This window comes from Wolbachia endosymbiont (group A) of Hedychridium roseum, from assembly GCF_964028325.1.
Classification (GTDB): Bacteria; Pseudomonadota; Alphaproteobacteria; order Rickettsiales; family Anaplasmataceae; genus Wolbachia.
The window spans coordinates 1478820-1491694 of record NZ_OZ034755.1 but is presented as its reverse complement, the minus strand read 5'-3'; the positions used below and the strand labels follow the sequence as shown (position 1 = coordinate 1491694).

General features: G+C 33.2%; 9 protein-coding genes. 5 read left to right on the top strand and 4 right to left on the bottom strand.

Features of this window, described 5'->3' with window-relative positions:
* Positions 1–9: 9 nt before the first annotated feature.
* Positions 10–5373: an ankyrin repeat domain-containing protein gene (locus ABWU23_RS07230; protein ID WP_353271021.1), complete on the top strand. Its 5364-nt coding sequence runs from the start codon at positions 10–12 to the stop codon at positions 5371–5373.
* Positions 5374–5710: 337 nt separating this feature from the next.
* Here ABWU23_RS07230 and ABWU23_RS07225 read toward each other — a convergent pair whose 3' ends face one another.
* Positions 5711–6607 carry an Rpn family recombination-promoting nuclease/putative transposase gene (locus tag ABWU23_RS07225; protein ID WP_353270578.1) on the bottom strand — a complete coding sequence of 299 codons (897 nt, stop codon included), beginning with the start codon at positions 6605–6607 and terminating at the stop codon, positions 5711–5713.
* Between the two features lie 113 nt (positions 6608–6720).
* Here ABWU23_RS07225 and ABWU23_RS07220 point away from each other — a divergent pair, with 113 nt between their 5' ends.
* The 4 genes from ABWU23_RS07220 to ABWU23_RS07205 all read left to right on the top strand — a co-directional run bounded on the left by ABWU23_RS07220 (position 6721) and on the right by ABWU23_RS07205 (position 11028).
* The gene (locus ABWU23_RS07220; RefSeq protein ID WP_353270577.1) at positions 6721–7620 is read left to right on the top strand and encodes a helix-turn-helix domain-containing protein; all 900 of its coding nucleotides are present in this window, start codon (positions 6721–6723) and stop codon (positions 7618–7620) included.
* 206 nt (positions 7621–7826) lie between these two features.
* Complete coding sequence (locus tag ABWU23_RS07215; RefSeq protein WP_262986483.1) at positions 7827–8495, top strand: RadC family protein; 669 nt, start codon at positions 7827–7829, stop codon at positions 8493–8495.
* 270 nt (positions 8496–8765) lie between these two features.
* A complete protein-coding gene (locus ABWU23_RS07210) occupies positions 8766–10007 on the top strand; it encodes a hypothetical protein (RefSeq protein WP_353270576.1) in 1242 nt (413 codons plus the stop codon).
* A 91-nt stretch (positions 10008–10098) separates the two neighbouring features.
* Positions 10099–11028, top strand: coding sequence for a helix-turn-helix domain-containing protein (locus tag ABWU23_RS07205; protein ID WP_353270575.1), 930 nt, complete (start codon positions 10099–10101; stop codon positions 11026–11028).
* A 59-nt stretch (positions 11029–11087) separates the two neighbouring features.
* Here the strand turns inward: ABWU23_RS07205 and ABWU23_RS07200 are convergent, their stop codons facing one another.
* The 3 genes from ABWU23_RS07200 to ABWU23_RS07190 all read right to left on the bottom strand — a co-directional run bounded on the left by ABWU23_RS07200 (position 11088) and on the right by ABWU23_RS07190 (position 12854).
* On the bottom strand, positions 11088–12008 hold the full coding sequence (locus ABWU23_RS07200; RefSeq protein WP_353270574.1) for a patatin-like phospholipase family protein: 921 nt from the start codon (positions 12006–12008) through the stop codon (positions 11088–11090).
* A gap of 20 nt (positions 12009–12028) precedes the next feature.
* The gene (locus ABWU23_RS07195) at positions 12029–12256 is read right to left on the bottom strand and encodes a hypothetical protein (RefSeq protein ID WP_353270573.1); all 228 of its coding nucleotides are present in this window, start codon (positions 12254–12256) and stop codon (positions 12029–12031) included.
* 67 nt (positions 12257–12323) lie between these two features.
* Positions 12324–12854 carry an ankyrin repeat domain-containing protein gene (locus ABWU23_RS07190; RefSeq protein WP_353270572.1) on the bottom strand — a complete coding sequence of 177 codons (531 nt, stop codon included), beginning with the start codon at positions 12852–12854 and terminating at the stop codon, positions 12324–12326.
* Positions 12855–12875 lie beyond the last annotated feature (21 nt).

Below are 12875 nucleotides of genomic sequence, written 5' to 3'. Positions count from 1 at the left end.
AAAAACCATATGGGAGTACCTAGTGAAAAAGTGATAATTGCTGGCATGTACTCAGGTCAAGTCATTGTTGATTTTAGCTATAGTAGCTCTGACGTTACAAGTAGTTATCAGAAATACCTTAATGGTGGACGGAACTATGGTTATGATCACTATCTGATGCTGTGTAATTACTATCAGGACATTACAATAGAAGGAGAGAAAGGGCAACACCAGTATATTATCAAACTACCAGATACATTAAATAGCAAAACTTCATTGTCGCCAATAAGGCTCAATTTAAAAATAAAAAACAAAGTGGTGTCTTATCAAAACATACCTTATAGTATCATTGATTTTGCTGAGTTAAGTGTAACAGATGTTGATGGTATAAGCATAGAAGAAGGTAAAAGGGATTATATAAATGAATGTTATGGCAAATCAATCTCTGACCTTACAGAGGGTAGTTTAGAGATACAAGATATTACAATACTTGATAGTAAAGGTACTAAATGGTCTTTATCCATTGGGTTAGTTGATTATTTTAAAAATCCAGAGAATCAACAAATTGTATTACGAATAAACAATGAGCTTTATAAAATCGATAGTACAAACTTAAGGCTTGAGCATCTAGAGATCAATCCTAGCTTTTTCAGATACTATCAACCAGAGGAACAAGGATTACAAATTTATCATAATCAACCTATCGATAAAAATGATATTGGTTTGGTTGATTTTAGAGATAAGTCTATATTGGATTTTGATACCGAGATTACTGATGATAGTTTAGTGTTATCACATAAAAATAATACCTTAGCAAAAGTAGAAAATTGGAATACCTATCAACCAGCAAGAGAAATGGTGTTCGCTTTTAATGATACGATGGTTTCTAATTTGAAATGCATAGTTTCTGCTTGTAATTCGGAAGATATTCTAGAGGACTTTAATAAGGAGAAAGTAACTTTATTAAAGGAGAAAATGTTTGATGCTATAGTGCGAAACAATATTAATGAAGCTAAAGGTTTAATTAGAAAAATTGAAAGTGTGAATACTGAAAGTAAGAATGAATTAACGCCTTTATGTATGGCTATTCAAGGAGGTAGGTTAGATGTAGTAAAAGTTCTTTTTGATAGAAAGGATTTTAGTGTTGAAAATAAGGACGCCCTTCCTCTGCACTTAGCTGCTCAGGAGGGTAAATTAAATATAGCTGAGTTCCTTATCGATAAAGGTTATGATATTAAAGCTGAAGATAAAGATAGTAGAACACCTCTTCGTATAGCTGGTTGCAATGGTAATTTAGATGTGGTCAAATTCTTCCTTAGTAAGGATGCAACAAATATTGAGGATAGAAACAACGATCCATATAAGATGATGGAAAGGGTTAAGGTTTTAAAGAAGGAGATTATTAATCAAGCAGAAACCGTGCCTAACGTAAAAAGATGGGCAGAGTTTTTTGTAGAAAAGTTAAAATATTCAATAAAAAATGTAGTAAAAGAGAAGCTAAAGGATGGTATGTTACATGATCGTTATGGTTCGGTTAATACACTTGCTAATGACATTTATAATTTCGATCAAAGGTTGTTTAATAATACAATTAAGGGAGTGATAAATGACGTATATGGGAAAGTAGATACGAAAAAAATATTAAGTTGTGTAGAAAGCCATAATGATGTTAGTCAGCGTATATTGGGTTATGTGGCTGTATTTAACGCAATGCAAAGAAATAATGATTTAAATAATGATGCAGTATTTAAGTTAGCTTACTATGTCAAAGAAGTAATGGAGATGAAGAACTATTCTGATGTCAATCAAGAAGATAGATCTAACCTTGAGAAACTAAAAGGCAGATTGCCAGAATCAGTGAGAAATGCAGTATTTGCGTCAGAAGTATGCATTAAAAATATTGATCATAATGAATATTTATATGCTGCTAATAGTTGTTTTAATTATGACAGCAATAGAAGAAGAGTATTTACTTGGATTTCAAAGGATGAAAAAAATGATAAGTTTAGGTGGAAGATTAAACCTGATGGTGACAACTTTAATATAGTGAATGCTGAATTTAATGAAAATTTATATGCTGCTAGTGATTATTTCAATTATGACAACGACAGGAGAATGGTATTTACTTGGGTTTCAGGTGGAGGAGTTGCACGAGATGTGTGGATGATTAAACCTGATGGTAACAACTGTTCTATAATGAATGTTAAGCTTAAAGAACATTTATATGCTGCTGATTATGCTAAATATGACAATGATAGGCGTAGAGTATTTACTTGGATTCCAGGAGATCAGGTTCTGCAAGGGATGTGGATAATTGAAGATTGTGGGTCTAATGTAAGAAAAACGAGAAATGCAGATGCTGGTTCTAGTTTAGATATAGTAAGGGTTTCAAGGCAAGCACAATTAGATCATGCATTGTTGAATGTAACAAAAGTTGGCAATATTAGTGAAGTAACAGGCCTTGTTAATCAAGGAGCTAATGTTAATACTGAAGACAGAGATGGTAATACTCCTGCACGCAATGCTGTATTAAAAGGTCACTTTGGTATATTTAAATACCTTGTTGAAAATGGCGTTAGTTTAGAGGGTAAAGATCATCGTTGTGGCCCTTCTATATGTGATGCTTCTTATAGTGGTAATTTGGATATACTAAAGTACCTTATTAGCAAATGTGTTGATATTAATGATACTGATAAAAATGGTTGGACACCGCTACATTTTGCTGCATGGAGAGGCTTCTTAGAAGTTGCTAACTTTTTAATAGAAAAGGGTGCTGATATTAACGCTGAGAACATTTTTGGCAGAAAACCTATACAAATTGCCGCTGAAAACAATAACAAAGACATTATAGATTTTTTTCTCAGCAAAGGAATGAGCATTGATGATACTGGTAGAGATGGTCGGACGTTACTATACTTGGCCTCTCGGAATGGTCACTTGGATTTAGTAAGGTACCTCGTAGATAAGGGGGCTAACGTTTACACTCAAGACAAAGGCGGTAAAACATTGCTGGATATTGCTACTGATCAAAAACACAATAATATTGTAGAGTATTTAAAACGAGTGCAATTAGATAAAGAATTATTGATTGCAGCACAATATGGAAATCTTAGCAAAGTTGAAGATCTTGTAAGTCAAGGAGCTAGCTTAAGTGCTAAGTATAGCGATGGCCGAACTCTTATGCATTGTGCTGCTTATGGGGGCGAGCTAAATGTAGTAAAATATCTTGTGGTAGGTGAAAAAAGTAGTTTAAAAATTAAAGATAATAGTGGTAGAACTCCCCTTCACTATGCTGCTTACAATGGTAAACTAGATATAGTAAAATATTTTATAGACGAAGAAAAAATTGATGTTAATATTAAAGATCATGGTGGCTGGGCGCCTCTATATTATGCTTCTTGTGGTGGTTATTCTAATGTAATAAACTACCTTGGTAAAATACATAATTCAGATTTGATAAGTAACTTACAAGGAAATTCTACGTCTTTAGAAATCCCAAATAGTAATAACATTGAGGTTCAAGACGAACTTGGTAGAACACCCTTACATCTTGCTGCCAAAGCAGGTGATCTGAGCAAAATAAACCTTCTTTGTGATGATTATAATGCTAATATTGAAGCTCAAGACAATTTTGGTTATACACCAATTTTTTTCGCTACTCAATCAGGAAAATTGAATGTAGTGAGTCTTGTTCTTTATTATGGTGCTAATATTAATGCTCAAGATATGTATGGTTCTACGCCTTTACACTATGCTGCTCAAGAAGGTAACTTAGGTATGATTCAGCTTCTTCTTAGTAGATGTGCTAGGATTGAGCTTCTAGATAGGAATGGTTGGACACCTATACTTTTTGCTGCTCGAGAAAGTAAATGGAATGCAGTAGAACTTCTCGTTAGTAAGGGTGCTAAATTTAATAATGAAATAACGTATCAGGGAACACCTTTACATTTTGCTGTTCGAGAGGGTAATTTGGATACGGTTAAATTTCTTATTGATAAAGGTGCTAATATTGAGTCTCAAGACGACTATAATAAAAAACCTTTGCATCTTGCTGTTAGGGTGAACAGATTGGATATAGTAAAATTTCTTCTTGATAAGCACGCTAACATTGAGGCTAGAGACATGGATGGTGATGTACCTTTAGAATTGGCTATTCAAAGTGGTTACAAAGATATAGAGGAAGTCTTAAGGCAAGCACAATTAGATCTAGATAAAGAATTATTGAATGCTGCAAAAAGCGGAGACCTTGATAAAGTTAAAGAATGTATCAAACGGGGTGCTTATATTAATACTAAGAGTAGTAATGGAAGGACTTCTTTACACTGGGCTGCATTTGAAGGTTGCTTACCCGGAGTAGAGTATCTTATAAAGGAAGTTGCTGACATTAATGCTAAGGATAACACTAGTAGGACTCCTCTACACTATGCTGCTAGAAATGGTCATTTAGATGTAGTAAAATACCTTATAGAAGAAGGTGCTGATTTTGAAGTTAAAGACAAGGATGATAAAACACCGTTGGATCTTGCTTCTTGGAAAAAACATAATGATGTTGTAAAATATTTAGAGAAAATCAAAGAAGAAAGAGACAAAACTGTTCAACGCAAACGCCGTCATCACCATGGAGATCATGCTCGTCACCATATGTCAAGAAAACCACTTGCTATAGATTCAAGTAATCAACCTGAAATAGCAACAAGCAGTGCAATAAAACCATCTTCCTGGATAAATGATTTATTTAATTGGGTAAAAGGCTCTGTAGGTGGATTATTAAATTCTAAACCTACATTATCTAAGGAAACATCAAGCACTTCAAGTCCAATCTCACAAGTTGATGCAAAAATGGATGTAAATGGTACAATAATGTTACTTGACGTGCTCGTTAGAAAGGTTACGGGTCAGAAGTATATTTCTACTGTAGATCAGTCTATATCTCCACTAGAAGCACAGGGCTATGCACTCAATATTACAAAGGGATTTGAGAAAGTAGTAGAGCAAGCTGCATTAAAAAGTGGCATATCAATGCACCGGTTAAATATTGATTATATGGGAATGCAGAAAGAGATTACCAGAGAAGTCATGAGTGGTAAATTTAATGAAATTTCAGGGATTTTAAAATCGTATGTAGAGAAAGCATGTCCTGGTGAAGAAGCTGGTAAATTAAGTCCAAAGAAATTTGAAAAGTTTATAGCTAAATTTAATAAGGGTCTGCTAAATCAATCAATAGAGCAGATATTACACAACAGAGATGGTAGATTAGAAGTTGATGGTGCAAAGCAAATGAGTTTAGAGCCTCAAAGTTATTTAAGTAATGCTTCAGTTCACAGCCATTCAGAAGTATCAACTTGTCTTTCTGAGATAGGAGTAACCAAGCTTGGAGGTAATCTCAATAGGTAGGTTATAATATAAGAGGTGGAGCTATAATATGCCAAGTAGTAGAAAATTTAAAGTGAGGGTAGTCAAAATAATTAGGGAACCAGTATCAAGTTTGATGGTCTTAATACTAAAATGGATAAAGTAGACATTAAATGCTAAGTGGTTAATGTGTTTTCCATATTGAACTTACAGCACGTAGCTTTGATATAGAAGTTTGGGTAACGTTATGATAGTAATTTATATAATTCTATGTGTAATCTTTATAGCCATTTTAGACAGTTCACTAGATTCTTAATGAGGGGATATTTCTAACTTAGAGAAGGTTTGCATAAATGTTGAAGTGAATAAGTTGTAGTATTTATGTTTTTTCCCTGAGTTGTAAAATTTCAGAATGAGAGAGACCGGTAATTTGAGCTATAACATCTATAGGGACACCGGCCTTGAGTGAGTTTTTGGCTACTTCAATATCCCTTTCTTTGCGACCTTCCACTCTGCCTTTTTCATGGCCGATTTGGATGCCTTCATGTTTAGCATCATCAAGTTTTTGTTCCAAGATAGCAGCTTCTTTTTGTAAATCCATTACCCTTTCTTCATAAGCTACAAGATCTTTCTCATTCCAATGAAATTTATCTAACTCATCATATGCTAACTTTATTATTGGTGATTTTTCTGCTATTTTTCTTAAATCTTCATCAGTTGTTTCTTCTGCATACTTAAAGAAAAAGCACCATCTCTCAACCGTAGTTTCCAACTGCTCTACTTTGCTTTTTGTAAATTTAGGTAGTTCAATAAAGACAAATTGAAAATCTTTTAAATAATGTCCGTTAGTCTTTATATCGCGTACATTATGAGTGGAAATATAATAAACATCTGAAGGAAAAAGAGTACTATTAGAAATAGCAATAAAGAATACTTTCTTAAAATCAATGTAATTACCAGACTGTCTTGAGTAAGCCTTAGCAGCATAGAGTTGAGCACGTTTTTCAAAGCCTTTATCACGAGCGAGCTGCATTTCCGCAATATATCTATTTCCGAGAGAATCCTTACAGAGGACATCAACGATACTCTGTTTATCAGAAGCAATCTCAGGATTCATAATGGTGCTGAGGAACTCAACATCCTGAATAGCATTGACTCCAGTAAAGCCTAAGATATCATTCAAAAAATGGATAAGGATATTCTTATTTTTTTCAGTACCAAAAATTTTCTTAAATGTTAAGTCTAATTTTGGATCGAGAAACTTGGAAAGAGCCATGAGAAAGTAAGATAAAAAGCATTAATAATTATACACAATTGTGAAGAAATATTCAACTAAAATGCAAACATTTTGTATATCTTTATTTGGTAGTATTAACCTGTATAATATTTATGGCAAATATCTCGATAAGGTACCAGATAGCACAAAAAGTAAGGAGCTGGAGGTTAAAGAGAAAATATACTCTGAAAGACTTAGTAGACAAAGCAAGCATAAACTACCACACGCTGCTAAGATATGAGCAAGGAACATGTGGTATTCCAGTTGAAAAGTTAAAAATCATAGCAGAGTCGTTATCAATCCCTATTAGAAATCTCTTTCCTAGACGAAAAGTACTAAAAGAAAGTAGTTGTTTCGACAAAGCTAAGACCCAGGAAATGTATAATTTTATAGAAAAAACAGGAGGACACAAAGCAATTTATGCATTAACCAAATCTATCCGAGCTGAGGAAGAAAGTAATATAAAAGCAGCAAGAATAAAAATTGCAAAGAATCTAGTTAAAGCAGGGTTTGATAATGACATTATCTATCGAGCAACAGGCTTACCAATTGAAGAATATGCTGATAGAGAGAATATCGGCTGTACAAGCCAAAACGGAGGACAAGAGATCAAGAAGTGGAGAATAATCAGAGGCTATACGCAAGAAGAATTAGCAAAAAAGCTAGATGTAGGTCCCTCACAGATACATCACTATGAACAAGGTAGCGTTACTCTTTTAAGTGAAAGGTTATGGGAAATAGCAAGAGAATTATCAGTAGATGCTGAAGATCTAATAAAGGAATACAAAGAAAGTGATTGCGAAGGAGAAAATGAATTATTAAGTTTGGCAAGAGAATATAGAAAAATTGACGATCAAGAATCACGAGATGAGCTAAATATATGGGTAGAATTTTTATTGCAAAGAAAGCAAATTTACAAAGAGAAGATTAATAAAATAGAGGAAATGAAAGTTGCAAATAATTTACTTCAGTTAGGTTTTTCTACTGATGCTATTTCTAAAATAATTGATTAATAACAATTTTTTTTACATGAAGAATTAATTTTCAATTAGATAAAAATAAATATCTATTAAGATTTTAACCTATTCATAAGAAAATAAGTAAAAAAGATTGAAAAATTGATTTGACTTCACTCGGAAGCTATGGCTTTATGCCAATGCTGATAAAAAACAGCAGTAAATAATTAAAAACAATTTGTTATTAACGAGGAGTATATTTTATGAATAATGGTAAAAAACTTACAGAAGAAATAGAGAGAGTATTACAGAGTGGAGGAGGAAGTGCTCTATTTGATCGTGAGATAGTGTCAGTGCTTCTAGGAGCAGTTCACGACAGAAAGCAAGCACAAGATGTTACTAAAACTCTAATGGATAACTGCCCAGGAATAGGAGAAATTTTGGGACGAGAAATCGATGATCTGAAAATGATAGAAGGAATGACTGAACATGCAGCTGCAGCAATTGAATGTGTGAAAGAAGCTTATAAGAGAGCACTCAGAGAAGGGTTAAAAAGAGGACCTGTAATGGATAGCCAAGAAAAGCTGATAGAGTATGTAAGGGTAAATATAGGCTTTTCAGCAAAAGAAGCTGTTCAGATAATATATTTGGATAAACAGAACCGTTTGATAAGAGATGAAGTTTATTTTGGTACAATAGACGAAGTACACCTATCTGAAAGGAAAGTGGTAAAAAAGGCATTATCAATGGAAGCAGCATCGATAATATTATCTCATAATCATCCGGGAGGAAGTTTAGAGCCATCAGAAGATGATAAAGTAATGACTAGAGAATTAGTGTCAGCATGTCAAGGAGTGGGAATTGAGTTAGAGGATCACATTATTATGACAGACAAAGGATATTGCAGTTTTAAGGAAAGAGAGCTGTTATAAACCAAATTTCAATTGCTTGAGAAGTTTGGCTACCACACAGTAGCAAAAAAACTTAGTCAAGAATCTGTATTGGAGAATTACAAAATATGAAAGGTCTTTGTATAATTTGTATATTAAGTCGTAATTAAAGAATAAAAATCCTAAAAAGCTATTCTTTTATTATAAATAGTTGCAAGATATACAAGATCTTTTTATAATTTGCGTATTAAGTTAATTATAAAGCAATAAATTGCTCTGTAGACTTGAATAACATGCTTAATAGGAGGCTATATGACTACTAAAAAAACAGTATCATTTGATGATATGGATGGAAATACTTATGAGTTAATCATTGATTCTAAAAAGTTACCAAAAGGACTTTATAGCGCTATTGAAGGTATAAAGCGTACTGATAAAAAAAATCAGCAGCCTATACTTGTAGACGAGACTGATCCGAAAATATTTGATGATAAAAGTAGGTTTGAGAAGCCTGAAGGTGTGCCTTCCCCTAGCGATGTTTCTGAAAAATCAATCAATCTTGGAGAAGGACGTAAGATTTATAACACAAAATCTTCAAATCGTCAAAATCCGTTTATTCCAGCCTTAAGTAAGATAGAGCCAAGTGCAAGTGAAAATGCAGAATTGAGATGGTTTAAAAATGCAGTAGTAAAGGCAAAAAGCGTAGAAGAACTGAACAAAACTATAGACCAAGCATTAAGTTCTGGAATCAGGATAAATGCGTATAGCGAAGGACAGAAGAGTTTTGCTGATACAGTAATATCGAAAGTATCTTCGATCAAATGCAAAAAAAATGAGAAGGAAGACATAATATGTGAATTGATGCTAAATGGAGCAATATTCAGTTACGATCTATTGCAGGATAAGGGAATAAGTGAGATGCATAACAAACTGTATCAAGAGGTTCGTCCACAGATAGATGAGTGGCTTAAAGAACTGAGAGAAATCGGTGAAAGTGCTATTGAAAATGAAGGAATCATAGAAGACGTGGAAATGGATAATCAGACGTTTTTTATGAAATTTTCTGAAAATAGTAAGGTAAATATTGCAAGGGTATTGGAAGGTACAAAAAATTTAGGGTTAACCACAAGGGAGGTAAAATTAGGAGGTGATGTTATAGAAATAGGAAATAGTAAGGTTGAAGTTAGAATTGGAAAAGAAGGTGAAAGGAATTACGTTGATGTGTCTGATAATAGTGCTTTTGAAATAACATTTCCTACAAGTATTGGTAGCCTAAAAATTGTAGTATACCATAATGCGGAAAATGACAGTCAAGTAGAGGTCAGAGTGGCAGATAAAGAAATGTGGTCTGAACTACAAAAGAGAGGGGAAAATATAGGAAAAGGGTGTTTTTTTGGAGGAATGACGGTCACAGAAGCGGTAGAAAAAGGAAGTTTTCCTAGGAGTGGCAAGTGGAGTAAAGATAAGGTTGAAAAGACAATTAGTAATAGCGAAACATTATCGTGGGTTGATAAGGTATGTGGAGGTAGTAAAGAAACTTCTCGGAAACTTTAAACGAAGGGAGGTTTTCTTCCCTTCTTACTTACAACCATAAAATTGAAAAAGGCTTTCTAACAGATGTTTATTTCGGTAAAATTGTTACGATATGGCAAATATCTCTATAAGATACAAAATAGCACAAAAAGTAAGAAGCTGGAGGCTAAAACAAAAGTATACCCTAAAAGATTTAGTAGATAAAACCGGCATAAAATATCATACATTGCTAAGATATGAGCAAGGAGCATGTGGCATTCCAACTAAAAAATTAAAAGTCATAGCGGAAGCATTATCAATTCACGTTGGTAGCTTGTTTCCTAGACAAAAAGTACTGAGAGAAAATTGTTCTTTTAACAAAGAATGGATGATAGCAAAAATAAAGGGACAAGAGTCATGCAAGTTGATTCGCGATTTAACTGGGTTTATTCAAGCTGAAGAGGAAAATAATGTAAAAGCTGCAAGGGTAAGCATGGCCAAGAACTTAGCGAAAGTGGGGTTTGATAATGATATTATCTATCGGGCAACTGGTTTATCAACTGATGAATATGATAATAAGGAGAAAAAAGGCTCTGAACATTCAAACGAAGGACAAGAGATAAAAAAGTGGAGGATAATAAGAGGATATACTCAAGAGGATTTAGCAAGAGAGCTAGATATAGGACCATCACAGATACATCACTATGAACAAGGTAGTGTTACTATTTTAAGCGAAAGATTATGGGAAATAGCAGAGAAGTTATCAGTGAATGCTGAAGATCTGATGAAGAAGTATGAAGAAGATAATTGCAAAGCAGAAAACGAGCTATTAAGTTGGGTGAGAGAGTCTAAAAAAATTGACAATCAAGAATCACGAGATGAACTGGATATATGGGTAGAATTTTTATCGCAAAGAAAGCAAGTTTACAAAGAAAAGATTTATAAAGCAGAGGCAATAAAAGTTGCGAATAATTTACGTATGTTGGACGTTTCTATTGATGCTATTTCTAAAATAACAGATTTATCTATTGATGAGCTTGAAAATTATGCTTTTAAAACTTAGCCTGAACTTCAGTAGTTTGCTTATTCATAAATAATATATTTAAATATTAGAGAGAATGATTATATATTTAATATATCTATACAGAATTTCTCTATCACTTTCTGATTATCCTCTATCATTGCATTTGCCTCTTGCTGAAGAGATTTGATATTTTTTGATGTAATATTATCCATGTCAGGTGATGCTATTTTTAACTGTGATTGTATTCTTAAATACTTACTACCTATAACTTGATCCAACTGATAATTTACTGCATCTAAACTTGAGGCAAAAATTACATTCAACAGCGGTTTTATCCAACCTATCTTTCCAAATTTCCTCGAGTTAGAATACCTTATACTTCTATCTGTTCTGCCAGTACCTATCGATAACAGTAGAATATCATCATTTGGAAATAACCTCTTACCACTTGCATATGCACAAGCCGCTGGATTATTGGCAAAAACCCCTCCATCCACTAATACTCTGTCTATCTGGTTGATTTTTAGATGTTTTGGTATGAAATAAGTAGGTGCAGCTGTTGTAGCTCTGAGTGCATCTTTCAGCTTAATATTACCTTCTTTCCAGCTTTTGAAGAAAAATGGACAATTATTGTTAATATCGTAACTTGTGATTAGCAAATTACTTAATGTCTTTTTTAGAATATCCTCTCCAAAATATTTATCCAGTACAGATTCAATATTTTTATGTGGATATTGTGCGCAGTGAAACCAAGATAGTATTGATCGCCTAAAAAATGAAGACTTAAAAATATATGGTCCATATTCCCGATAGAACTCGACTAAATCATTAGCAGAATATTGAGGTTTATCTTTTTTACATAATCCTGCTACAACAATTCCACCGGTTGAAGTACCTGCTATAAGATCAAAGATTTCAGCTACCCTCTTTCTTGTTCTTTTTTCTATTTCTGCTAGAATAATGGCAGGAATGATTCCTCTAATTCCACCTCCATCAACGGATAAAATATATTTAATCATTATGAATTTAGGTAAGGGTATTAAGATTTAATTTTTCCGCCTAGAACGTGTAATTTAAACTCATCCAATTCCTCAGAAAGATTTTTTACCCTTTCCTCAAGTACTAACACTTTTTCCATTAAACCATATTCAATAAGTTTATCGTGAAATTGTACCCTTGAGTCTAACTTGGATAACCACCATATGATTGCTACTGTTTGGATTAATAACGTGATAATTACTGTAATTGGGATTTTTTGCTTTTTCATGTGAAAGTATTAATCTGTTATGGATAGTTTTGGAAGTTTATATGGAGATCATAAAAAACTTGCAGCTTTAGTGATTTCTTTCTGTTGATTCGTATCGATCCTCTGCTTCTGCAAGTAGCTTTATTATTTCTCTGTAAGGTTTATCTTTATTGTGCCTTGATCTTAGTACAGCTACATCTCTTGGGTTTTTCCCATCTGTGTCTCTAATGGTAGGGTCTGCACCTTTGTCTAATAAAAACTTAATAACTTCTAGGTGTCCTTCACCTGCAGCGTGATGTAAAGCTATTCTTTTAAATGCATTTCTATCAAGTGCGTTTATATTTACTTTTTCCTCTTCTATTAAAAATCTGATAATGTCTAAACATCCTTTTCTTGCTGCAAAATGTAACGTTGTTCCACTCAAGTTTGGAGCCATGTCTTTTACTAAAAGTTTTACTATTTCTAAGTTGCAATTATTAGTAGCCACTTGTAATGTTTTGTTATAATTATCTGCAGCTTTAGATCTTTGGTAGCAATAAGTAATAACAACACATACCATTAATATTATAAACCATACAAAATGTATTTTTTCCTTTTCATTACATTTCAGTTGACTCATATTCAGTAGTTTCTTTACATT

Coding starts and splice junctions, on each gene's coding strand:
- ABWU23_RS07230 (WP_353271021.1), top strand. CDS start 10: ATGGGAGTACCTAGTGAAAAAGTGATAATTGCTGGCATGTACTCAGGT.
- ABWU23_RS07225 (WP_353270578.1), bottom strand. CDS start 6,607: ATGGCTCTTTCCAAGTTTCTCGATCCAAAATTAGACTTAACATTTAAG.
- ABWU23_RS07220 (WP_353270577.1), top strand. CDS start 6,721: ATGGCAAATATCTCGATAAGGTACCAGATAGCACAAAAAGTAAGGAGC.
- ABWU23_RS07215 (WP_262986483.1), top strand. CDS start 7,827: ATGAATAATGGTAAAAAACTTACAGAAGAAATAGAGAGAGTATTACAG.
- ABWU23_RS07210 (WP_353270576.1), top strand. CDS start 8,766: ATGACTACTAAAAAAACAGTATCATTTGATGATATGGATGGAAATACT.
- ABWU23_RS07205 (WP_353270575.1), top strand. CDS start 10,099: ATGGCAAATATCTCTATAAGATACAAAATAGCACAAAAAGTAAGAAGC.
- ABWU23_RS07200 (WP_353270574.1), bottom strand. CDS start 12,008: ATGATTAAATATATTTTATCCGTTGATGGAGGTGGAATTAGAGGAATC.
- ABWU23_RS07195 (WP_353270573.1), bottom strand. CDS start 12,256: ATGAAAAAGCAAAAAATCCCAATTACAGTAATTATCACGTTATTAATC.
- ABWU23_RS07190 (WP_353270572.1), bottom strand. CDS start 12,854: ATGAGTCAACTGAAATGTAATGAAAAGGAAAAAATACATTTTGTATGG.